Below are 21546 nucleotides of genomic sequence, written 5' to 3'. Positions count from 1 at the left end.
CGCCTCAAAAAATGCAGAAGCAGCTGCCGTTGCGGCCAGCAGGTCCGGAGACGGTCGAGGCATTGCTTCGCTGGTATGAAGCCGAGCGCCGCGACCTGCCCTGGCGTTACGGGCCGCGCAAAAAAGCCGATCCGTATCGGGTCTGGCTTTCCGAAATCATGCTGCAGCAGACCACGGTCAAAGCCGTTATCCCCTACTTTCAGAAATTCGTCGCCCGATGGCCCACAGTTTCGGCGCTGGCTTCGGCGCGTCTCGAAGAAGTCCTCCAGTATTGGGCAGGCCTTGGTTACTACTCCCGTGCTCGCAACCTCAAAGCGTGTGCGGACGCCGTCGTGCGCGATTTCGGCGGCGTCTTTCCCCGTAGCGAAACGGATCTGCTCCGATTGCCGGGCATCGGCCCCTATACTGCGGCGGCAATTTCGGCGATTGCGTTCGGGGAAAAAGCGACGCCCGTTGATGGTAATGTCGAGCGCGTGGTCTCCCGGCTGTTTGCTGTCCAGCAGCCGCTTCCGGCAGCCAAATCTGAAATACGCAATCTTGCGGCAACGCTGACGCCTGCGCGCCGCGCCGGTGACTTTGCACAGGCGATGATGGATTTGGGCGCGGAGATTTGCACGCCCAAAAATCCGTCCTGTCTGATGTGCCCCGTGCAGCAGGATTGCGCCGCAAGCGCACGCGGTCTCGCGGAAGTCCTGCCATTAAAGGCACAGAAGCTTGCGCGCCCATCGCGCTACGGCATTGCGTTTTTGGTTCAGCGCGAAGACGGCGCTATTCTTCTTCGTCAACGGCCCGAAGCAGGATTGCTTGGCGGCATGCTCGAAGTCCCCTCGACGCACTGGGGCGACGCGCCTCCGCAGAAGAAAGAAGCTCTGCGCGCAGCGCCTGTCACCACGTCATGGGTAACTGTAGCTGGCACAGTGGTGCACGTTTTCACCCACTTCCGGCTTGAGCTTGTCGTCTATCGCGCGATCGTGCCGGTTGACGCGAGCTTTACCCTCTGGGCGAAGCAGGAGCATTGCCGCTGGGTTCATCGCCGCGATTTGCACGCGCAAGCGCTGCCAAGCGTGATGAAAAAGATCATCGCGCACGGCCTGAGCACAGACTAATCGAAACGATAATTATCCGAGGGCGCCAGGCCTATCGAGGCCAAGCTGGCGCTTGGCTTCGCCACGTAGCACATCGATCGGCTTCAACTTTCCTTCCGCTTCGAAGTGCCAGAAAGTCCAGCCGTTGCACGCAGACTTTCCCTGCACGAGTGCGCCGATCCGATGGATCGAAGCTTGCTGGCCCGCATAGGCGAGCGTCCCGTCGGCGCGAACTTCGGCGCGGAACTTGCGGCGCGGATCGAATAACTTCTGCCCTGGTTCCAGGATGCCGAGCTCCAGAATTTGACCGAAGGGAATACGCGGTTCGGATCGTTTCGACGGCATAGGCTCGATGGTATCAAGCTGTAATGGACGGACCTTCGCGATGCGCTCTTCAGCGGCACGGGCGTAATCGGTATCTCGCTCGATGCCGACAAACTTTCGGCCGAGCCTCTTCGCGACGGCGCCCGTCGTGCCTGTCCCGAAAAAGGGATCGAGAACAGTATCGCCCGGCTTCGTCGAAGCCGTGAGAATACGGTGCAGAAGCGCTTCCGGTTTTTGTGTCGGATGCGCTTTGCGTCCGCCGTCGTCCTTTAGCCGCTCCGGTCCCGAGCAGATCGGGAACAGCCAATCCGACCGCATCTGTACGTCTTCGTTGGACGCCTTGAGACTTTCATAGTTGAACGTCACGCGCGATTTGCGATCGCGCCCAGCCCAAATCATCGTCTCGTGCGCGTTCGTGAAGCGCTTGCCGCGGAAGTTCGGCATCGGATTGACCTTGCGCCAGATCACGTCGTTCTGAATCCAGAAACCGAGATCCTGGATGGCAACTCCGAGGCGGAAAATGTTGTGATATGAGCCGATGACCCAAATCGCGCCATCGGGCTTCAACACGCGGCGGCATTCTTTGAGCCAGGCACGGCAGAAGGCATCGTATTCGGCGAAATCCTGAAATTTGTCCCAGGCATCGTCGACGCCATCGACCTTGGTATTATTCGGCCGAAGCAGATCGCCAGCAAGTTGCAGATTGTACGGAGGATCAGCGAATACGAGATCGACGCTCGCGGTAGCAAGCTTTTTCAACTCGTCAATGCAATCACCAACGAGAATCCGTCCGCTTTCGGAGCGGCCCTTCACGCGACGCGACACCATACACACAACCCAACGCTACGATCACTGAAACGCTGCCGCGAGAACATGCGCGGCCAGTCACGATCTTTGTACATGATCGCGCGCCGGTTGGAATACGCGAAAGAGTCAGAAATAAATTTATATTTTCGATTCGATCTGCAACCCGAATCCAAGCTGTCGGCGCCGTCTTGGTGTCACCTCATCGACAAGTCCCAACGCCAATTGAACCGGCCGGAACGAGCGCCGGTGCAAAGCAGTAACGCCGAGTTTCTTGATAGCGGCCTGGTGCTCCGGAGTGCCGTAACCTTTATGCCGTTCGAAGCCATAGCCGGGATAATGTCGCGCAAACTCCATCATCATGCGATCGCGCGTAACCTTTGCGATGATGGAAGCCGCTGCGATGGAGAGACATTTTGAATCACCTTTGACGATCGCGCGCGCAGTCATTGGAACGCGCGGCGTCTTATCTCCATCCACGAGAATGAGTTTCGGTGTTTCCGAAAGCTGACTTACCGCCTGCGCCATGGCCCAAAGCGTGGCGCCGAGAATGTTCTCGCGATCGATCCGATCAACGTCGGCAATCCCCACACCGACGATCGCCACCTTCATGATGCGCCGGTAAAGGTAGGCGCGTGACTCTTCGTCGAGCGCTTTGCTGTCGTCGATATTGGCGGGGATCTTATCCGGGTCGAGGATAACAGCTGCAGCAACAACCGGACCAGCCCAAGGTCCGCGGCCCGCTTCGTCGACACCCGCGATCGGCCGAGAGCCGAGCTGGTGTTCGGCGGCTTCCAACTCGAACGTCGGCCTGATACGCGAATCAGCGATCTTCATGCGCGAGATTGATCATCGCGCAGGGCGTCGTCAAAGCAGCTTCAGCTGTTTTCCCCCGTCTCCCGGTCTTACGAAAAGATCGGTGCGCAATGCTTCGCGCTCGCCACCGAGACCGAGCCGTTGTTTTGCGAGCCGGAAGCGCAACGCGATTTGGGTTGCATAAGGACCTTTGCCGCGTTGGCGCAAACCGAACTCGGGCGTGTAGTCGCGTCCGCCATGCATCGATTTCAGAAGCGAAATGACTCGTTTGGCGCGGCCTGGAAATTCTTCCGCCAGCCATTCGCGGAAGAGGGCCTTGATCTCAAGCGGCAACCGGAGAAGCACGTAGCCTGCATCCCGGGCGCCGGCTTCGCGGGCGGCTTCAAGAATGGGCTCGATCTCGTGGTCTGTCAGTCCTGGAATGATCGGCGCAACCATGACCGTGACCGGAATGCCCGCCTGTGACAGTTGCCGCACCGTCTCCAGCCGCCGCGGTGGTGTCGCCGCGCGCGGCTCCATTGCACGCGCGACGCGCCGGTCAAGTGTCGTCACCGAAACTGCAACGCGCGCCAAACCCTTTTCGGCCATCGGCTGCAAGATATCGATATCGCGCGCGACGAGTGCCGACTTAGTGATGATGCCGACGGGATGGTTTGTCCGCGCCATCACTTCGAGGATCGAGCGCGTGATGCGCCGCTCGCGTTCGATGGGTTGATAAGGGTCGGTATTTCCCCCGAGCGCGATCGTCGAAGGCCGGTAGCCAGGCTTCGCAAACTCTCGCTCTAAAAGCGTGGCCGCGTCCGACTTCGCATAAAGCTTTGTCTCGAAATCGAGCCCGGCCGAATGCCCGAGATAGCAATGGCTCGGCCGCGCGTAACAATAAATGCAGCCATGCTCGCAGCCGCGATAGGGGTTAATCGACCCCTCAAAAGAAATATCCGGACTATCGTTGCGCGCGATGATCGACTTGGCAGTGTCCTCGAAAACTTCCGTCTTGAACGATTCGAGCTCTCCTAGACTTTGCCAGCCGTCGTCAAAAGCCTCGTGAACGTCCTTCTCGAAACGCCCCGTTGCATTCGAACGCGCGCCGCGGCCACGCCGTCTTTCGACGTCGACGACGTGTTTTCCGGGCTGTTGCCCCGGTGTTTGGCGAGGTGATGTCACGCGTTTCCGATGTCGGCGTCAGGAAGACTGCAACCTAGCAAATGCACCAGAACAAATAAAGAACAAAATATCGTGGCCATGCACGCCCGCGACGTGGCGCGCCTTGTAGAAGGGGTCGCGGCATGTAAGTAAACACCGATGATCTCGGTTGTAATCCCGACGCGCAATTCCGAGTTGACCCTTGCCGCGACGCTTTCGGCGCTCGTGCCCTCCGCTATCGATGGGATCGTCCGGCAGGTCATCGTCGTTGATGGCGGATCGACTGACCAGACCGCCACCCTAGCGGATCTCGCGGGAGCCGACGTCATTTTGACTGCGCCTGGACGCGCAGGCCAACTCGCCGAAGGCGCAGCGAAGGCACGCTTTCCCTGGCTGCTGTTCCTCAACGCCGATACCGTGCTCGAAGAAGGCTGGGAACGAAGCGCAACGGCGTTCATGCGCCGCGTCGATCGAGGAGAGTGCGCGCCTTCCGCGGGTGCCTTTACATTTCGGCTGGACGACAAGGGAATTGCTCCCCGCTTGATCGAACGCCTGGCGCATTTGCGCTGCAAGCTGTCGCGCGTGCCCTACGGCGATCAGGGTCTTCTCATTCCACGTCAGTTATTCGACGCGGTGGGCGGCTACAAGGATTTGCCGGTTCTGGAAGATGTCGATCTGGCACGACGCTTGGGTCGCCGTCGGATGCAAATGCTCGACGCGCAAGCCATTGCGTCTCCCGAGCCTTACCGCCGCGACGGATATTTCCGCCGCTCATTGCGTAACCAGGCATGTCATGCACTGTTTGGCCTGGGCGTGCCCGTCACGATGATCGCTCGGATATATGGCATGGAGCCAGCAGCCTAGCCTGTTGTCTTCCGGTGCTCTTCAAGCCGGGGCATGATCTCGACGAAATTGCACGGCCGATGCCGCGCATCGAGCTGAAATTTCAGAATGCCATCCCAGGCATCCCGGCAGGCGCCGGGAGAGCCGGGCAGGCAGAAAATATAAGTGCCTCGCGCAACGCCCGCACACGATCGGGATTGGATCGTCGACGTCCCGACCTTCTGATATGACAGCGTGTGGAACAGGATCGCGAAGCCCTCGATCTCTTTCTCAAAAAGCGGTTTGACGGCCTCAGGCGTCACGTCGCGTCCGGTGAAGCCGGTTCCACCCGTCGTGATGACGCAATCAATTTGGGGATCGGCGATCCACCCTTCGACTACCTCGCGAATGGCCGTCTTGTCGTCTCGAACCAGTTTTCGATCGGCAAGAACGTGCCCTGCTTCGCCGATCAGGCTCGCCAGCAGGTCTCCCGATTTGTCATCCTTTTCCGATCGCGTGTCTGACATCGTCAGGACCGCAATCCGAACGGGAATAAATGTACGAGCGGCATCGATGCCGGCCATTGTGCAGCCCTGTCGGTGATGAATGAGGCCTGGACTTTGGCGCGTAAAACGGTGAGCGTCTAGCTAAGATCGCGCTTTGCCTCCGCTTCAGGCGCTCTCAGCAAACTTTGGATAAACGACCTCGTCTGCCGCGACGATCGGCACGCAGATGTCGGAGCGCAGATCGACGTCCCGGTAGCGATTGGGGTTGTCGACATAGATCGAGACGACTGGACGATTTTCGTCGAAGCAAAGCCCCGCCGGTGGCGCGAACTCCGAATAGACGTTGGCGACGAGCGAGCGCATTCGATCGTAGCTGCCGGTGAGTCGGCGGCACGCATAAGCGCCACCCGGAAGGGTCGCGACGCCGAGCTCGCGAAGGGCCTTGTCTTCGAGTTCCGGCCGAACTTCGACACACGCATCATATCGGCAATTCTCAAGGCCGACCTCTAACGGGTTGTCGCGCGCGAGCCCATAGCCACGCCCAAGCGAGGCGTAAAGGCCGTTGTCGTTAAGCCAGGCAAACAGCTTTGCCCATGCCTTGGGGATGATGTCAGTGTAGGGGCCAGTCTCGCGGACATAAATGAGCCGCGTAGGACGGAGATAAACGAGCACGGAATGGGGATTGTTCATGGCAATGCCGGCTCCCGCTTCAAAAGTGCCTGTTAAAGGACGTGCTGAACGATCTGTACCCGTCCTAACGCATGCGGCTTGGAGCCCGTTTAAACGTTTATCTAAAATTTGAGGTAAGTCGCGACGTTTGAGCCTGTCAGCTCCAGCCAAGTGCTGGCAAAGTAAAAGAAGCCTCAAATTAAGCGACGAACGTCGCGCCTTGCTTAGAGCTTGGACCGGATTTGCAAAAGATCTTGCCAAGCCAGTTGTTTGGCTGCGGGCGTCCGCAATAGGTAGGCGGGATGCAAGGTCGCCATCGCGGCAATTGTCCGATCTCCGACGGTCACCTCTCGCCATTTTCCCCTCAGCCGCATGATCCCTTCGGTCACGCCGAAAAGCTCCTTTGCGGCAGCGCCTCCGACAGCGATCAGAATTTTTGGTGCAACAAGCTCGATTTGACGTTCGAGGAATGGCCGGCATGCAAGGGCTTCCTGCGGCGTGGGCGTCCGATTGCCGGGAGGACGCCAGTAGACGATGTTCGTGATGTGAACGTTCGCCTCACCAAGGCCGATGGCGCCCAGCATTTTGTCAAGCAGCCGGCCCGCCCGGCCGACGAACGGCTTTCCTGCGAGATCTTCGTCGCGCCCCGGAGCTTCACCAATGATCATCAGGTCCGCTTGAGGTGCCCCACGGTAAAAGCAGAGTTTCGTCGCCGTCGATTTGAGTCCGCAGCCGTCGAATGCCTGGAGCGCGGCTTCGAGGCCTTCGAGAGAGGACACGTCTCGGGCGATGCGGCGAGCGCCGGTTTCAGCCTCGCTGGCCCCAAGGGGCGTCGTCGCGCGCGGACGCAAAACGCCTTCCTGTCGAGAGGGATGTGGCGATTGCCGCGTGGCAGGGGAAGCAGCGGGCACGTGCGCGACATCATCTCTCCCCGGCCAGGCATAATTCGCCCCCGGAGGTATTGGGCCGCGCGAAAGCCAATCGCGGCTGGTTTCATCCACAGCGACATCGGCGCCCATGGCTTGAAACCAATCGAGCAGTGCAAGCATTTCGTCTTGGGAAGCCGATTTGGTCATTGGGACCGAGCTTAGAGGCAATGTCGCGCGTTTGCACGCGTCGGCGCGCAGCTGATTGCTATCGCGGGCTCAACTTGACGCATCCGGATTGGGGACCTAATCGAATTTAATGGTTTTCCAACAAACGGACAGAGGATGACAATGGCCGCGGAGGAATCGGGCTTGCCGCCGCGCGAGGCGATGGACTTCGATGTGGTGATCGTCGGCGCCGGGCCTGCTGGGCTGGCCGCTGCGATTCGCCTTAAACAGAAAGCCGCTGCAGCGGGCTCGGAAATTTCCGTCGTCGTCGTCGAAAAAGGGTCGGAAGTCGGGGCCCACATCCTCTCCGGAGCCGTCATTGACCCCGTCGGCATCAACAAGCTCATTCCCGATTGGAAGGAGCGCGGCGCGCCGATCGAGACGCCCGTTACCGAAGACGTTTTTCTCGTCCTCGGACCGGAAGGAGACATCCGCCTGCCCAACTGGCCGATGCCTCCGCTGATGAAGAACCATGGTAACTACATTGTCAGTCTCGGAGCCGTCTGCAAATGGCTCGGCGAGCAAGCGGTGGATTTGGGAGTTGAGATCTATCCTGGCTTCGCCGCTGCTGAAATCCTCTATGACGAGAGCGGCGCAGTCGTCGGCATTGCCACCGGCGATATGGGCATAGGCCGCGACGGGCAGCCAAACGAGTCATTCGTGCGCGGCATGGAATTGCATGCAAAGTACACGCTTATTGCCGAAGGTGCGCGCGGCTCGCTGTCGAAAAGACTGATCCGCCATTTCGACTTGGCGAAAGGCCACGAGCCGCAGAAGTATGGCATCGGCCTGAAGGAGCTATGGCGCATCGCGCCGGAAAAGCACCGCCCGGGATATGTCCAGCACACATTCGGCTGGCCGCTTAACAATAATACGGGCGGCGGATCGTTCCTCTATCACTATGGCGACAACCTCGTGTCGGTCGGCTTCGTCGTCCATCTGAATTACGAAAATCCCTACCTCTCGCCGTACGCGGAATTTCAACGCTTCAAAACGCATCCGGCTATACGTGGTGTTTTCGAAGGTGGTAAGCGCATCGGCTATGGCGCGCGTGCCATCACAGAGGGCGGATGGCAATCTATGCCTGACCTTGTGTTCCCGGGCGGAGCGTTGCTCGGATGCGCCGCCGGAATGGTGAACCTGCCGCGCATCAAAGGAAGCCATAACGCGATGCTCTCGGGCATGGCGGCGGCCGATGCTGCGTTCGACGCCATTACAGCGGGCCGGCAGCACGACAAGCTCGCGGCCTACGAAACCGAAGTCAGATCCGGCTACATCGCGCGCGATCTGAAACGCGTCCGGAACATGAAACCTTATTGGTCGAAGTTCGGAACCGTGCTCGGCGTAACTTTTGGCGGAATCGATCTTTGGCTCAACACCATCATTTCGGGTGTCGGTCTCGGCTACACGCTGAAGCACGGAAAGACGGACGCGGCCGCCACGGGCAAGGCGGCAGAGTTCAAGCCGATCGAATACCCAAAGCCCGACGGTACGCTTACGTTTGACCGGCTTACGAATGTGTCATTTTCAGGAACCAACCACGAGGAAGATCAACCGGTACATCTTAAGCTCCTAGATCCGACGATCCCGATCGCCGTCAATCTTCCCCTCTATGCTGAGCCGGCTCAACGCTACTGCCCGGCGGCCGTTTATGAGGTCGTTCAGGACGAGTTGGGCCAGCCGAAATTCCAGATCAACGCGCAGAACTGCGTCCACTGCAAGACGTGTGACATCAAGGATCCGAGCCAAAACATCGACTGGGAGTGCCCGGAGGGTGGAGGCGGTCCCAATTATGCCGGAATGTGACGTGTAGGTGCGCGCGGGTTCGGGGATCGCTAAGGCGCTGTAATATGCGCAAATCGGTGGCCTGTTTCCGAAATGAGGCGGCTTCGGGTACCACCAGTCATAACCTGCTCATTTCTTATTTTTCACCTAAACCGTGTCGCCAAACGCGTATCATCTTTGCTAGGCTCCGATCTTCGGAATCGGTGCCGATCCGGTAACAAGAGGAAATTTCAATGCGGGGATGCCTCGGACGTGCGCTGAGCGTGGGACTAGGCGCGGTTGCGTTGACGATCGTCGGCTTTTTCAGCGAGGCTCCGGCACATTCTCAGGATCAGGATGTCGGTCAGGACGAAGTCGCGACGTCGGTGCTCGGCAACTATCTCGCCGGCCGATTTGCTCGTGCCTCACAGGATACGCACGAGGCCGCTAAATTCTACGGCCGGGCGCTCGAACGAGACCCCACAAATGAAGTGCTGCTGGAACAGGCCTTCCAGATGGAAACCATGTCGGGTGATTGGCCGAAAGCCATCCCCCTGGCAGAGAAGTTGGCGAACACGCATGAATCCCATCGCATGTCGCAGTTCTTGCTGGGCGTCACCGCCTTCAAGGCAGCGGACTACACGAAAGCTGAGGACCATTTCAAAGCCGCGTCCGAAAATCCGATTGGTGAGCTAACGAGCGCAATCGCGCTCGGCTGGACGCGCCTTGCGGCAGGCGACGCCGATGGCGCGCTCAAAGCCGTCGATCTTCCGAAGCAGCCGGACTGGGCGCAATTCTATCTCCGCTATCATCGCGCGCTTATTGCGGACATCGCGGGTCGCAGGGCTGTCGCGAAGGCCGCCTTCGAGAAAATGTTCCGCCAGGATAGTCGTACGCTGCGCACCGCTTTGGCATACGCTCAGCACGCAGCCCATTACGGCGAGTTCAAAAAGGCGCGGCAGATCATGCGCCAGCAAATTTCCAAAACCCAAGGCGACCCGCACCCACTCGCCAAAGACATGCTCACGCGCATCAATAAGGGCGAGAAAACGCCGTTTCTCGTCTCGTCGTCGTCCGAAGGCTTGGCGGAACTATTCTATGGCCTTGGCGAAGCATTGACGGGTGAAGGCGGCGTCAGCCTTGGCACCATTTATCTCCAACTCGCCCTCGATGTGAAACCGGATCACGCGTTTGCTCTGGCGGCGCTCGCCAACGCGCAAGAATCCGCGAAGCGTTACGAGGATGCGATTGCGACCTACGACAAGATTCCGAAGGGCACGCCGCTGCAGAGCGCAATCGATATCCGCAAGGCATTCAATCTCAACTCGCTCGACCGAGTCGATGAGGCGAAAGCGATACTCGTCAAATTGATCGACAAGGAACCGAACGACGTTCGCCCGCTTGAAGCGCTCGGTAACATCCTGAGGGCTCGGAAACAGTATCCGGAAGCAGTCAAGTATTTTACGCGCGCGATCGCCGCGCTGGGCAAACATGATCCGCGGTATTGGGGCTACTATTACGCCCGCGGGACATCATACGAACGCATGAAGAATTGGCCGAAAGCCGAGGCCGATCTTAAGAGGGCGCTTGCGCTCGCTCCCGATCAACCATTGGTGCTGAACTACCTTGGGTACTCATGGGTCGATCAGGGTAAGCACCTCAAGGAAGGCACACGCTTAATCGAAAAAGCCGTACAGCTGAAGCCAGACGACGGCTACATCGTCGATAGCCTCGGCTGGGCGCATTACAAACAGGGCCACTACAAGGAAGCCGTGCGTTTCCTCGAACGCGCCGTAGAGATCAAGCCGGAAGATCCGACCCTCAACGACCACTTGGGCGATGCCTTCTGGAAGGTCGGCCGCGAACGTGAAGCGCGTTTCCAGTGGAGTCAGGCATTGTCGCTCAATCCCGAGCCGGAGGACGTCGATAAGATCAGGGCGAAGCTTGAGCACGGACTCGACAACAAGGCCGAAGCCAAAAACGCCGGTAAGACGCGGCAGGTACAAAGCGTGGATACCGCGCGCCGCCGCAGCGAAAATAAAGCTGCACCGAACAACCGTGCCGTGGAATAATAGATGCGCAATCGACGCATCGCGAAGATCGACGAGGGGCGCCTAGGGCGCCCGTTTTCGTATCATCCGAACCTTTGAACGAACGCATGTCAAAACCAGAATTTGCGCCAGCCAAAATCAATCTGACTCTCGAAATTCTCGGACGGCGGCCGGATGGCTACCATGAGCTTCGCAGTCTGGTTGCCTTTGCGCGGGACGTCGGCGACGTATTGACGTGCACGCCGGGGCCGAGCCCCTACGCTGGCGTCGAAATGGCCGGCCCGTTTGCGGGCGGCATTTCGGGCGCAAACCTCGTCGATAAAGCAGTCGCGGCGTTCACGATCAAAGCTCCGAACGCTGAGCCGAGCCGGCTGCGACTGGAGAAATATCTGCCGGTCGCAAGCGGCATTGGCGGCGGCTCAGCCGATGCCGCAGCGGCCTTGCGGCTTCTCTGCGCCAATTGTTCAGAAGCCTCGATCTCCAATCCTGATTTACTGTCGATCGCGCGCCAACTCGGCGCCGATGTTCCCGTCTGCCTCAAAAGTCGCCCGGTGATTATGACCGGAATCGGCGAGCAGCTCGATGATGTTCGTCTTCCTGCAGATCTATACGCGGTACTGGTAAATCCGGGTGTGAGTGTACCTTCGGATAAGACGGCACAAGTCTTTGCTCGGCTAGGTGCCGAAGCGCTCACGTCGACACCTCCAAGGGAACCTGCACTCTGTTTCGCCGAGCCGCAGGACGTCATCGCCTACGCAACAACGCGCAAAAACGATCTGGAAACACCCGCACGCCGATTGTTCCCGGTGATCGACGTCATGCTCTATGAATTAAATCGCCTTGATGGTTGCCGTCTCGCGCGCCTGTCCGGCGCAGGACCGACATGCTTTGCGCTATTCGATGCCAGACAAACTGCCGAAGTCGCAGCGGCCGCATTAACCGAGCGCCAACCCGATTGGTGGATCAGAGCGACGCGGCTCGGCTAGTGCGAGCGTCCGATGCAGAATGCGATGACCTGCTCGAGTGCGTCCTTCTCCCGGCTGTCCGGAAAGATCGCCAACGCATCGAGTGCAATCGCGCCATAAGAACGCGCACGCTCAAACGTCGCCTCGATCGCCTTGTGTTTGCGCATCAATGAAATGGCCTGCTCCAGGTCGCCCTCTGCAATTTCACCTTCAGCGACGGTGCGGTTCCAGAATTGACGTTCGTCCGACGAACCGCGACGAAACGAAAGGATGACCGGCAGCGTGATCTTGCCCTCGCGGAAATCGTCTCCGACCGCCTTTCCGAGGCGCGTGCTGTCTCCCGCGTAATCCAATGCGTCGTCGACGAGCTGAAATGCAAGACCGAGATTCTTGCCGTACGATCGAAGGGCCGCTTGCTCTTCCGTCGGCCGGTTGGCCAGCGCAGCGCCGGACTCCGCCGCCGCCGAAAAGAGCGCAGCCGTCTTGGCGTTGATAATCGCGAGATAATCGTCTTCCGTCGTTGAGGTGTTCTTGGCCGCCGCAAGTTGCATCACTTCGCCTTCCGCAATCGTCGCAGCGGCGTTCGACATGATGCGAAGCACCGACAGCGAGCCGACATCGACGAACATCTTGAAGGCTTGCCCAAGAAGAAAATCCCCGACCAGAACGCTTGCCTGGTTACCCCAGATCATGCGTGCCGTCTTGCGTCCGCGCCGTGTCGCGCTTTCGTCTACGACGTCGTCATGCAGCAAGGTTGCGGTATGCATAAATTCGACCGCGGAGGCCGTGCGGATATGACCGTTGCTCGTGTACCCGCATAATTTTGCCGAAGCTAATGCCAGCATTGGACGTAGCCGTTTCCCGCCGCTGTCGATGAGATGATGCGCAAGCTCCGGGATCATTTCGACTTCCGAGACGGCCTTGTCGAGAATGATTCGGTTAATCGCTTCGAGGTCGTCCGCGACGAGATCGAGAAGCGGCTGCAGCTTCTGGCTCGTCTCGCGGACGTCTTCTAATGGTATGACCCGACCCAAGTTGGCCCTCTTTTCTCTTTCTTGCCGTGCTAACATAAGTGGAAACCGCGTCGCCGTCCCGCGGCTCCGCGTCCGACCCCCATGGTCCTTCCGGCGAGTGGCGACATGCGCGAACTTATTATGACAAACGACCTTGTCCTCATCAGCTACGTTGAGGCATTGCTCGCCGATCAGGGCATCGAGGCGGTGGTATTTGATCGAAATATCAGCCTGATGGAAGGGTCAATCGGTGCATTTCCGCGCCGTGTGGTTGTGCCGGAAGACTCCTGGTTCCGCGCCAGCCGCATCCTTCGCGATGCGGGTCTCGGAGAATGGGTAATTGAGCATGAACGCCTTTGACCGCCCTCAACCGGACGGCGACACGACGGACGATCTCTTTCTGGGCGGCGCTTTGACAATTCGTCAACCAAAGGACGGCTACCGCGCCGGTACGGATGCCGTGCTTTTGGCGGCGTTAGTTACCCCGGAAGTAGCCGGTCGCGGGCCGGTACTCGATGTAGGCGCTGGGGTGGGCGTTGTCGGCCTTTGCGTCGCAGAAAGATGCCCGGAAGCGAAGGTCGTGCTGGTGGAACGCGATCCGCGGCTGGCGGCACTTGCTCAAGAAAATATTGCGCACAACGGCCTTTCCGATCGTGCGTCAGTAGTCGAGACGGACATCACGCGGGCGACGGCGGCCCTCGAAAATGCAGGAATAAAATCTGAGATTTTTTCAATCGTACTCGCCAACCCCCCCTACCATGACGAGCGTCGAAGCACGTCTTCGGAAAGCCCGCTGAAGGCGGGCTCGCACCAGATGTCCGAAGACGGACTGGAAGACTGGGCTCGGTTCATGTGCCGGATGGCGGCTCCGGGTGGCCGTGTCGCGATGATCCACAAGGCCGACGCACTGCCGCGCATCCTTGCGGCCTTCGAAGGCCGGTTCGGAGCGATCGGTATCCTTGCGCTTTATCCTCGCGCCGGCGAGCCTGCCATTCGAGTCATCGTGGAAGGCATAAAAGGCAGCCGCGCGCCGGTCTACATGAAGCCCGGTCTCATCCTGCACGGCCCGGAGCAGAGCTTCGTTCCCGAGGTCGAGGCCATTTTCCGGCACGGCGCTTCCCTTCCGCGCGAATACAGAGGCTGATCGACGCTGGTTCGCGCCGCCCGTTTGCAATCATTGCGCCGCCTCTTATTTTGGAGGCGGACCATCTACCAGGAGCGTTCTTGCATGTGGCCATTTTCGCGCCGACCCGTCGTTCCCGTCTTGCGCTTTCATGGTCCCATCGGAATGGCGACGCCTTTAAGGCCGGGGCTGACGCTCGCGTCCTATGCAACCGCGATCGAGAAAGCATTCTCGGCGTCGAAGCTTCCGGGCGTCGCAATCGTCGTCAATTCGCCCGGCGGTTCGCCAGTCCAATCGAATCTACTGTTCGAGCGCATCCGCCAACTCGCCGCCGAAAAGCATAAGCGCGTCTATGTCTTCTGTGAGGATGTGGCTGCTTCAGGCGGATATTTTCTCGCAATTGCAGGCGACGAAATTTATGCCGATCCGTCATCGATCATCGGCTCGATCGGCGTCGTCTCCCGTGGCTTCGGATTTGTAGACCTATTGGAAAAGGTCGGCGTCGAGCGCCGCGTCTACACATCTGGCGCCAACAAGAACCAACTCGATCCATTCCTCCCCGAAGACGACGACGACATCGCGCGCCTCAAAGCCATTCAGCAGGACGTGCACGATGTTTTCATCGGCCTCGTAAAGGAGCGTCGCCTCGGCAAGCTCAAGGCCCCGGACGGGGAGCTTTTTTCGGGCGCCTTCTGGTCGGCAGCGAAGGCCGTTGAGTTCGGGCTCGTGGACGGTATCGCCGACATCCGGTCCAAGATGCGGCAAGTGTTTGGGGACAAAGTCCGCCTGAAGGTTTTCGAGGCCGAAAAATCGGGCTTGCTCAGCCGTCTGCGCAGGTCTCTCGGAGCCATGGCTATTCCGTCTCCGGGCCTTGCTTTTGCCGATGATCTGGTGTCGGCTATCGAGACGCGAACCCTTTGGTCGCGGTTCGGGTTATAGTGCCCAGGAGGGCCTAGAATGCCGCCAATCATGTTTCTCGCCCTCGTTGGAGCGGCCGGGATTGCCGGCTACAGGATCCTGTCGAGTGTCCTCGGCAGCGGTTCCCGCACGCAGCGCTCGCGCGCTGGCGAAGCGCGCCGCACGGCTCGTACGCGTGACCTTGGCAACCTCGAATGGGACGAGAATGCTGGGGTCTATCGCCCGAGTACAAAACGGGAAAGTTGAGCAGCGCTCCCGAACGCGAGCCGCGGCCACGTTCCTCTGCACGTATTGTCCAAAGTCCCGGCAAAAACCGTCCGCCGAAGGCGTGACAAGGCGCCGTTAACGCGTATATTGCGCCGCGACTTGAGCCGGAAAGAGCGAAGATATGCCCACGACGGTCTCCTCCAAGGCCGCACGCCTTTCCGCGCTGCGCCCCAAGGAAGCCTTTCAGGATTTGATCCTTACGCTGCAGACCTTCTGGGGGAAGGAAGGCTGCGTCATTCTTCAGCCCTATGACATGGAGGTCGGCGCGGGGACGTTCCACCCGGCGACGACCTTGCGTGCACTGGGCCCGAAACCGTGGTCGGCGGCGTACGTACAACCCTCCCGCCGTCCTAAAGACGGCCGCTACGGCGAAAATCCTAATCGCCTCCAGCACTATTACCAGTTCCAGGTCATCATGAAGCCATCACCTGCGAACATCCAGGATCTCTATCTGGCGAGTCTCGACGCCATCGGCATCGATACGTCGCTGAACGATATCCGCTTCGTCGAGGACGATTGGGAAAGTCCCACGCTCGGAGCCTGGGGGCTCGGCTGGGAGGTTTGGTGCAACGGCATGGAAGTTTCGCAATTCACCTACTTCCAGCAGGTCGGCGGTTTTGATTGCGATCCCGTCGCGGGCGAGATCACGTATGGCCTTGAGCGGCTTGCGATGTACGTCCAGGGCGTCGATCGCGTCTTCGATCTGAACTTCAATGGCCGCACGGACGACAGGCGGCTGAACTACGGCGACGTTTTCCTTCAAGCCGAACGCGAATATTCGCGTTTCAACTTTGAATATGCCGACACCCAAATGCTGCTTCGCCACTTCAAAGATGCAGAGGCCGAATGCCAAGCCTTGCTCGAGAAGGGCGCAAATGGCGGGGAGCACTTGCTCGCGCTGCCCGCTTACGACCAGTGCATCAAAGCGAGCCACATCTTCAACCTGCTCGACGCGCGTGGCGTGATTTCGGTCACGGAACGCCAGAGCTACATCCTGCGCGTGCGTGATCTGGCGAAAGCCTGTTGTGCCGCGTGGCTAAAAACTGAAGGAGGACGCGCGTGATCAACGTCAACGATACGACACTTGGTCTTGTCTCGGCGGCCGTGCCGCTGCTCATTATCGGTTTTCTGATACTGCGGCGGTTGCCCTGGATTTTCGCGTTCTTTGTGGCGCTCCTTGCGGTCGGTCTCGGCTATCTCCAGACGACCGGCGCGATGAGAGACTTCGGGCATCAAGTCCGGACGAACCTCCCGGCCGGTATCGTCGCCGAACATAGAGAGCACGCAGTCGAGCCAGCATCGGAACCGGCAACGACGCCCGCGGAAGCTCCCGCAATGGCGCCGGCTTCGCCTCCTGCCGAGGCGCCTGCTATGGCCCCGGCTTCGCCGCCGCAAGAGCCGGCAGCAACGCCGCCAGCCCCGCCGGCCGAATCGACACCGCCGGCGTCCGAGCAGCCCTCCAGCGAACCTGCAGCGCCTGCGGAGACGACCCCTGCGACTCCGCCAACGACCCCGGCCCCGGAATCAACCCCGGCTCCATCGACGACGCCACCGGCTGATAATAATCAGACGCAGCCCGCACCCGCGCCGTCGCCCTGACGATATGAGTTTTCGCCCCGTGATGCTCGTCACGGGGCGAAAGCCCGCTTCCCGTGAGATTTGACCTGAATGTCCGAACTGCTGCTTGAGCTCCTGTCGGAAGAAATCCCCGCGCGCATGCAGCTGCGTGCTTCGGAAGACTTAAAATGCCTCGTCGTCGAAGGATTAAAGACGCGTGGGCTCGACGTCGGGCAAGCGCGCGCTTATTCAACGCCGCGCCGTCTGACGCTGGTTGTCGAAAACGTTCCTGCGCAATCCCCGGAGATTTCCGAAGAACGAAAAGGACCGCGCGTCGGCGCGCCCGAGAAGGCCGTCGAAGGCTTTCTCAAATCGGCTGGTCTTGCGTCGATCAAAGACGCGACGATCGTCAAAGACGAAAAGAAGGGCGACTACTACGTCGCCAAGATCGAGAGGCCCGGACGCGCCGCTTTGGAGATTGTCGCGGAAACGATCATCGAGGTCACCGCGAAGTTCCCCTGGCCGAAATCGATGCACTGGGGCTCGTCGCCCTTTCAATGGGTGCGCCCGTTGCAATCGATCTTGTGTTTGCTCGACGGCAAGATCGTGCCCTTCGAGATCGCCGGAATTGACGCAGGCAATGAAACTCGGGGCCATCGGTTCCTCGGGCCCGGCCCCTTCAAGGTCAAGAATTTCGCCGATTACGAAGCAAAGCTTGCCGCGCATCATGTGATGCTCGATCCCGAAAAGCGCAAAGCCGCCATTTCCGAGCAGGCCCATGCGCTCGCCAAGGAAGCAAAGCTGGAACTGATCGAGGACGACGCGCTGCTGGCCGAGAACGCGGGCCTTACCGAATGGCCCGTCGTTCTGATGGGATCGTTCGACAAGGCATTTCTAAACGTCCCCGCCGAAGTTCTAACCACCTCGATGAAGACGCATCAGAAGTGCTTCTCGTTGCGTGAGCCGAGATCGAAAAAACTCGCCAACAAATTCCTGATGGTTTCGAACCTCGTCGCCAAGGATGGCGGCGCCGAGATCGTCGCGGGCAACGAAAAAGTCATTCGCGCACGGCTATCCGACGCCAAGTTCTTCTGGGAACAGGATCTGAAACATCCGCTCGGGGAGATGGCGGGTAAGCTCGCTGGCATCACCTTCCACGAGAAGCTTGGCTCGCAAAAAGATCGCGTCGAACGCATCGAACAATTGGCGTTCGAATTGGCGGGCGCGTGCGACGCTGTGCCGGAGGACGCACGCCGCGCCGCCGGATTGGCAAAAGCCGATCTGGTTTCCGAGATGGTCGGCGAGTTCCCGGAGCTTCAAGGCTTGATGGGGCGCTACTATGCCGAGTACGTTGGGACGAAGCCTGAAATCGCTCGTGCCATCGAGCTGCACTATAAGCCCAAAGGTCCGACCGATACCGTTCCGCGCGAAGACCAGGGCGACGCCGTCGCTGTCGCCGTCGCCCTCGCAGACAAGCTCGACACATTAGTCGGCTTCTGGGCCATTGGAGAAAAGCCGACAGGTTCCGGCGATCCCTACCAGCTCCGCCGCGCCGCTCTCGGTGTGATCCGCATCGTTCTGGAGAACGATCTGCGCGTTCCCTTGGGCAAGCACATAAGAGAAGCTCTTGCTCTCCAAAACGGGAAAGTAAAATCGCCGGAAGACATAGTGGGGGACCTCCTCTCCTTCTTCGCCGACCGCCTGAAAGTCTTCCTTCGTGATCAAGGCAAGCGCCATGATCTGATCGACGCCGTGTTCGCGCTCGGCGGACAGGACGATCTCGCACTCATCGTCAAGCGCGTTGAAGCACTCGATACATTCCTCAAAACCGACGATGGCGCCAACCTGCTCGCAGGCGTCAAACGCGCCGCAAACATTCTTTCCATCGAGGAAAAGAAGGACAAGAAGTCCTACGCCGGTCCTTACGATCTCAAGCTCATCGTAGAAAAAGAAGAAACCGCGCTCGCAGCCGCGATCGAAGCGACCAAGCAAGATACCATCGCGGCAATCGCCGTCGAAAATTTCGCAGGTGCAATGCGCGCGCTGTCAGAGCTGCGCGCGCCGGTCGATCAATTCTTTGAAAAGATTCTCGTCAACGCCGACGATGCAAAAATCCGCGAGAACCGCCTGCGCTTACTCTCCGAAATTCGCGCCGCGACCCAAACCGTCGCAGACTTCTCGAAAATCAGCGGCTAGCTCAATCGGCCTTTTTGAAATGAACAGGAGCGGAGAGCATCGCCAGCGTCGCAGGCTGCGACGCGACCGACTGCGACTGAGCTAAGAAGCTCGGCTTGACCACGGCGTCGAGCCACTTCACCGTCATGTTTGCCGTATAGGCAAACGTGATAAGCGCCACGACGACTGCGAGCGACAACATCGCAACGTAGGCAACGTATTCCTTCACGGCGACCGTGGGGTCGGCAGCGACAGCGCGTGCCTGGCGGGAGCGGGGAGTGCCGCCCGCCAATGCGTGATAGACGAATTCCTGTTTCATGGCTGATACCCGTTGCGCAGGTAAGCGGGGGTGCACTGATCCTGCGCCTCAATAACGTCACGCAATTGAAATGGGTTCCGGAAACCATTTCGTCCAGATGTGGATATTGCGGCGATTTTACGTGCTACGGACAGCCCGGGTCCGATCTAAAAATTCCCTATCAAAATCAATAGCTTATGCGTCAACTCCTGCCGCCGCAACTTCATAAGTTTCGGTCGCCGCCAGCCAGTTTTCCTCTGCATCGGCAAGCGCTTTTGCGAGTTGGCCGCGTTGCTGCGCTGCCGACTGCGCCCGCCGGGCGTCTTTCACGTAGAGTTCGGGATCCGCCAGCAGGGCATCGAGAGCCGCAATCTCTTTTGAAAGCTTTTCAATATGCTTCTCTGCCGAGAGCATCGCTTTTTTGAGTGGCGCAAGTTCCGCACGGCGCTCCGCTGCCGCGCGGCGTTGATCCGTTCGCGTTGTTTTCGCATCGCCGCTGTTGCGCCCATTGCGCATATCCGAGCCCCGAGAACCGCGCTCTTCAAGTAGCAACTGACGATAGCTCTCCATATCGCCATCGTAGGGCTTTACCGTGCCACCGCGAACGAGCCAAAGCCTGTCGGCCGTGGCTTCGATCAAATGCCGGTCGTGGCTAATGAGAATGACGGCACCATTGTATTCCATCAGCGCATGCACGAGTGCCTCGCGGCTATCGACGTCGAGATGGTTCGTCGGCTCATCTAGAATCAGGACGTGCGGCCCGTGGAACGCCGTCAACGCCAGTAGCAACCGCGCCTTCTCGCCGCCTGACAGCTTGCCGCACTGAGTGTCCGCTTTATCGGCGCTGAAGCCGAATGTGCCAAGCTTCGTCCGCCGCTGAGCCTCCGTCGCGTCCGGCATCAGCTTCAACATGTAGTCGTATGGCGTCGCATTTGGATTAAGATCATCGAGCTGGTGTTGCGCGAAATAGCCAACCTCGATTTTCTGAGCGCCGAAAACAGTGCCCGAAAGAGGCGATAATTTTCCGGCGATCAGTTTGGCGAGCGTAGATTTCCCGTTACCGTTCTGCCCGAGCAAGGCAATGCGGTCGTCGTTGTCGATCCTGAGATCGATCCCCGACAGCACGGGTTGTGCCGGATCATATCCGGCGCTTGCCTTTTCGATCCGCAGCAGCGGACTTGCGATCACCTTCTGCGGATCAGGAAAACGGAAAGGTACGACCCGGTCATCGACCTGTGCCGCAATCGGCTGCATCTTCGCGAGCGCCTTGACCCGGCTTTGCGCCTGCGCTGCCTTGCTTGCCTTGGCTTTGAAGCGGTCGACGAACGCTTGCAGATGTCGGCGCTGCTCGTCCTGCTTTTTCTTCAGTTTCATTTCGAGGCGTTGCTTTTCCCGCCGCGTTTCCTCGAAATCGTCGTAACCGCCCGCGTAAAGCGTGAGCTTCCCCCTATCGAGATGCAGGATAGATCCGACGGCGCGATTGAGCAGGTCGCGATCGTGGCTCACGATCAGCACGGTATGCGGATAAGTCTTGAGGTGATTTTCAAGCCAGAGCGTACCTTCGAGGTCGAGATAATTCGTCGGTTCGTCGAGGAGCAGGATGTCAGGCTTTAAAAATAAAATCGCGCCGAGTGCGACGCGCATGCGCCAGCCGCCGGAAAACTCGCGGCACGCGCGCCGTTGGGCTTCGTCGTCAAAGCCAAGTCCCGATAGAATGCGCGCGGCCCGTGCGGGGGCTGAATGAGCGTCGATATCCGTTAACCGCATCTGAATTTCGGCGATGCGCTGCGGCTCGGTCGCATGCTCCGCCTCGGCAAGCAGATGGGCGCGTTCGGTATCGGCAGATAAAACCCAATCGATCAGGCTGTCGTCGCCGCCCGGTGCTTCCTGCGCGACGTGTCCGAGCCGGGCGTTTCGTGGAATCGAAATCGATCCGTCGTCCGGCGCGATCTCGCCTTTCAGCAGGCGCAGCAACGTCGTTTTGCCCGCGCCGTTGCGCCCGACAAGGCCGACTTTGTGGCCGGACGGAATTGCAATCGTCGCCTGTTCGAGGATCGGGCGGCCCTCGATCCGATAAGTCAGATCATTGATATGCAGCATGGAAACAGCGGATAGCGCGGACTGTCCCGGCTGTCACGTATCGGAGCGCGCT

The 21546-nt window shown here is 59.4% G+C and carries 21 protein-coding genes; 12 read left to right on the top strand and 9 right to left on the bottom strand.

All coding sequences use genetic code 11. The annotated features are described in order from the left end of the window. The first annotated feature begins 11 nt into the window (after nucleotides 1-11). Entirely contained in the window at nucleotides 12-1106 is a 1095-nt protein-coding gene (gene mutY / locus VHB22_RS15705) for an A/G-specific adenine glycosylase (protein ID WP_325457928.1), read from the top strand. A gap of 12 nt (nucleotides 1107-1118) precedes the next feature. Here the strand turns inward: mutY and VHB22_RS15700 are convergent, their stop codons facing one another. The 3 genes from VHB22_RS15700 to VHB22_RS15690 form a co-directional block, all read right to left on the bottom strand. Beyond that, nucleotides 1119-2237 (bottom strand): site-specific DNA-methyltransferase, encoded by a 1119-nt coding sequence (locus VHB22_RS15700; protein ID WP_325457927.1) that lies wholly within the window; start codon nucleotides 2235-2237, stop codon nucleotides 1119-1121. A gap of 117 nt (nucleotides 2238-2354) precedes the next feature. Beyond that, the gene (locus tag VHB22_RS15695; protein WP_325457926.1) at nucleotides 2355-3050 is read right to left on the bottom strand and encodes a ribonuclease HII; all 696 of its coding nucleotides are present in this window, start codon (nucleotides 3048-3050) and stop codon (nucleotides 2355-2357) included. A 30-nt stretch (nucleotides 3051-3080) separates the two neighbouring features. Beyond that, entirely contained in the window at nucleotides 3081-4193 is a 1113-nt protein-coding gene (locus tag VHB22_RS15690; protein WP_325457925.1) for a PA0069 family radical SAM protein, read from the bottom strand. A 138-nt stretch (nucleotides 4194-4331) separates the two neighbouring features. On the opposite strand from VHB22_RS15690, the gene VHB22_RS15685 reads away from it, so the two are divergent. After that, nucleotides 4332-5036 carry a TIGR04283 family arsenosugar biosynthesis glycosyltransferase gene (locus VHB22_RS15685; protein WP_325457924.1) on the top strand — a complete coding sequence of 235 codons (705 nt, stop codon included), beginning with the start codon at nucleotides 4332-4334 and terminating at the stop codon, nucleotides 5034-5036. Here VHB22_RS15685 and moaB read toward each other — a convergent pair. The 3 genes from moaB to VHB22_RS15670 form a co-directional block, all read right to left on the bottom strand. Beyond that, nucleotides 5033-5578: a molybdenum cofactor biosynthesis protein B gene (gene moaB / locus VHB22_RS15680; protein ID WP_325457923.1), complete on the bottom strand. Its 546-nt coding sequence runs from the start codon at nucleotides 5576-5578 to the stop codon at nucleotides 5033-5035. The genes VHB22_RS15685 and moaB overlap by 4 nt on opposite strands. Before the next feature lie 87 nt (nucleotides 5579-5665). After that, nucleotides 5666-6190 (bottom strand): GyrI-like domain-containing protein, encoded by a 525-nt coding sequence (locus VHB22_RS15675; protein ID WP_325457922.1) that lies wholly within the window; start codon nucleotides 6188-6190, stop codon nucleotides 5666-5668. Between the two features lie 203 nt (nucleotides 6191-6393). After that, nucleotides 6394-7245, bottom strand: a complete 852-nt coding sequence (locus VHB22_RS15670; RefSeq protein WP_325457921.1) for a uracil-DNA glycosylase — start codon at nucleotides 7243-7245, stop codon at nucleotides 6394-6396. A gap of 135 nt (nucleotides 7246-7380) precedes the next feature. Here VHB22_RS15670 and VHB22_RS15665 point away from each other — a divergent pair, with 135 nt between their 5' ends. From VHB22_RS15665 to VHB22_RS15655, 3 genes are all read left to right on the top strand, one after another. Next, nucleotides 7381-9069, top strand: a complete 1689-nt coding sequence (locus VHB22_RS15665; protein WP_414652751.1) for an electron transfer flavoprotein-ubiquinone oxidoreductase — start codon at nucleotides 7381-7383, stop codon at nucleotides 9067-9069. A gap of 212 nt (nucleotides 9070-9281) precedes the next feature. Further along, nucleotides 9282-11099 (top strand): tetratricopeptide repeat protein, encoded by a 1818-nt coding sequence (locus VHB22_RS15660; RefSeq protein WP_325457919.1) that lies wholly within the window; start codon nucleotides 9282-9284, stop codon nucleotides 11097-11099. An 86-nt stretch (nucleotides 11100-11185) separates the two neighbouring features. After that, nucleotides 11186-12064 (top strand): 4-(cytidine 5'-diphospho)-2-C-methyl-D-erythritol kinase, encoded by an 879-nt coding sequence (locus tag VHB22_RS15655; RefSeq protein ID WP_325457918.1) that lies wholly within the window; start codon nucleotides 11186-11188, stop codon nucleotides 12062-12064. On the opposite strand, the gene VHB22_RS15650 is transcribed toward VHB22_RS15655, so the two are convergent. After that, nucleotides 12061-13077, bottom strand: coding sequence for a polyprenyl synthetase family protein (locus VHB22_RS15650; protein ID WP_325457917.1), 1017 nt, complete (start codon nucleotides 13075-13077; stop codon nucleotides 12061-12063). The two genes, VHB22_RS15655 and VHB22_RS15650, sit on opposite strands and share 4 nt — an antisense overlap. A gap of 105 nt (nucleotides 13078-13182) precedes the next feature. On the opposite strand from VHB22_RS15650, the gene VHB22_RS15645 reads away from it, so the two are divergent. From VHB22_RS15645 to glyS, 7 genes are all read left to right on the top strand, one after another. Next, on the top strand, nucleotides 13183-13416 hold the full coding sequence (locus tag VHB22_RS15645; protein ID WP_325457916.1) for a DUF2007 domain-containing protein: 234 nt from the start codon (nucleotides 13183-13185) through the stop codon (nucleotides 13414-13416). Further along, entirely contained in the window at nucleotides 13403-14200 is a 798-nt protein-coding gene (locus VHB22_RS15640) for a tRNA1(Val) (adenine(37)-N6)-methyltransferase (RefSeq protein WP_325457915.1), read from the top strand. Before VHB22_RS15645 ends, VHB22_RS15640 begins: the two co-directional genes overlap by 14 nt. A 144-nt stretch (nucleotides 14201-14344) precedes the next feature. After that, nucleotides 14345-15118 (top strand): S49 family peptidase, encoded by a 774-nt coding sequence (locus tag VHB22_RS15635; protein WP_325457914.1) that lies wholly within the window; start codon nucleotides 14345-14347, stop codon nucleotides 15116-15118. Nucleotides 15119-15136: 18 nt separating this feature from the next. Continuing rightward, complete coding sequence (locus tag VHB22_RS15630; protein WP_325457913.1) at nucleotides 15137-15343, top strand: hypothetical protein; 207 nt, start codon at nucleotides 15137-15139, stop codon at nucleotides 15341-15343. Nucleotides 15344-15485: 142 nt separating this feature from the next. Beyond that, nucleotides 15486-16427, top strand: coding sequence for a glycine--tRNA ligase subunit alpha (locus VHB22_RS15625; protein WP_325457912.1), 942 nt, complete (start codon nucleotides 15486-15488; stop codon nucleotides 16425-16427). After that, complete coding sequence (locus VHB22_RS15620) at nucleotides 16424-16963, top strand: hypothetical protein (protein WP_325457911.1); 540 nt, start codon at nucleotides 16424-16426, stop codon at nucleotides 16961-16963. The genes VHB22_RS15625 and VHB22_RS15620 overlap by 4 nt, the downstream gene beginning before the upstream one ends. Before the next feature lie 69 nt (nucleotides 16964-17032). Next, entirely contained in the window at nucleotides 17033-19117 is a 2085-nt protein-coding gene (gene glyS, locus VHB22_RS15615; RefSeq protein WP_325457910.1) for a glycine--tRNA ligase subunit beta, read from the top strand. 1 nt (nucleotide 19118) lies between these two features. Here glyS and VHB22_RS15610 read toward each other — a convergent pair whose 3' ends face one another. Together VHB22_RS15610 and abc-f are read right to left on the bottom strand one after the other, a co-directional pair. Beyond that, the gene (locus tag VHB22_RS15610; protein ID WP_325457909.1) at nucleotides 19119-19415 is read right to left on the bottom strand and encodes a hypothetical protein; all 297 of its coding nucleotides are present in this window, start codon (nucleotides 19413-19415) and stop codon (nucleotides 19119-19121) included. A gap of 174 nt (nucleotides 19416-19589) precedes the next feature. Continuing rightward, the gene (gene abc-f / locus VHB22_RS15605) at nucleotides 19590-21494 is read right to left on the bottom strand and encodes a ribosomal protection-like ABC-F family protein (protein WP_325457908.1); all 1905 of its coding nucleotides are present in this window, start codon (nucleotides 21492-21494) and stop codon (nucleotides 19590-19592) included. Between the last annotated feature and the right edge of the window lie 52 nt (nucleotides 21495-21546).

This window comes from Hyphomicrobium sp., assembly GCF_035548195.1.
In the GTDB taxonomy this organism is placed as follows: Bacteria; Pseudomonadota; Alphaproteobacteria; order Rhizobiales; family Hyphomicrobiaceae; genus Hyphomicrobium_B.
The sequence above is the reverse complement of the archived record's forward strand: the minus strand, read 5'-3'. Positions and strand labels throughout refer to the sequence as shown.

Excerpts from the sequence above, each read along its gene's own strand:
- mutY (WP_325457928.1), top strand. The coding sequence starts at position 12 with ATGCAGAAGCAGCTGCCGTTGCGGCCAGCAGGTCCGGAGACGGTCGAG.
- VHB22_RS15700 (WP_325457927.1), bottom strand. The coding sequence starts at position 2,237 with ATGGTGTCGCGTCGCGTGAAGGGCCGCTCCGAAAGCGGACGGATTCTC.
- VHB22_RS15695 (WP_325457926.1), bottom strand. The coding sequence starts at position 3,050 with ATGAAGATCGCTGATTCGCGTATCAGGCCGACGTTCGAGTTGGAAGCC.
- VHB22_RS15685 (WP_325457924.1), top strand. The coding sequence starts at position 4,332 with ATGATCTCGGTTGTAATCCCGACGCGCAATTCCGAGTTGACCCTTGCC.
- moaB (WP_325457923.1), bottom strand. The coding sequence starts at position 5,578 with ATGGCCGGCATCGATGCCGCTCGTACATTTATTCCCGTTCGGATTGCG.
- VHB22_RS15675 (WP_325457922.1), bottom strand. The coding sequence starts at position 6,190 with ATGAACAATCCCCATTCCGTGCTCGTTTATCTCCGTCCTACGCGGCTC.
- VHB22_RS15670 (WP_325457921.1), bottom strand. The coding sequence starts at position 7,245 with ATGACCAAATCGGCTTCCCAAGACGAAATGCTTGCACTGCTCGATTGG.
- VHB22_RS15665 (WP_414652751.1), top strand. The coding sequence starts at position 7,381 with ATGACAATGGCCGCGGAGGAATCGGGCTTGCCGCCGCGCGAGGCGATG.
- VHB22_RS15660 (WP_325457919.1), top strand. The coding sequence starts at position 9,282 with ATGCGGGGATGCCTCGGACGTGCGCTGAGCGTGGGACTAGGCGCGGTT.
- VHB22_RS15655 (WP_325457918.1), top strand. The coding sequence starts at position 11,186 with ATGTCAAAACCAGAATTTGCGCCAGCCAAAATCAATCTGACTCTCGAA.
- VHB22_RS15645 (WP_325457916.1), top strand. The coding sequence starts at position 13,183 with ATGCGCGAACTTATTATGACAAACGACCTTGTCCTCATCAGCTACGTT.
- VHB22_RS15640 (WP_325457915.1), top strand. The coding sequence starts at position 13,403 with ATGAACGCCTTTGACCGCCCTCAACCGGACGGCGACACGACGGACGAT.
- VHB22_RS15635 (WP_325457914.1), top strand. The coding sequence starts at position 14,345 with ATGGCGACGCCTTTAAGGCCGGGGCTGACGCTCGCGTCCTATGCAACC.
- VHB22_RS15630 (WP_325457913.1), top strand. The coding sequence starts at position 15,137 with ATGCCGCCAATCATGTTTCTCGCCCTCGTTGGAGCGGCCGGGATTGCC.
- VHB22_RS15625 (WP_325457912.1), top strand. The coding sequence starts at position 15,486 with ATGCCCACGACGGTCTCCTCCAAGGCCGCACGCCTTTCCGCGCTGCGC.
- glyS (WP_325457910.1), top strand. The coding sequence starts at position 17,033 with ATGTCCGAACTGCTGCTTGAGCTCCTGTCGGAAGAAATCCCCGCGCGC.
- VHB22_RS15610 (WP_325457909.1), bottom strand. The coding sequence starts at position 19,415 with ATGAAACAGGAATTCGTCTATCACGCATTGGCGGGCGGCACTCCCCGC.
- abc-f (WP_325457908.1), bottom strand. The coding sequence starts at position 21,494 with ATGCTGCATATCAATGATCTGACTTATCGGATCGAGGGCCGCCCGATC.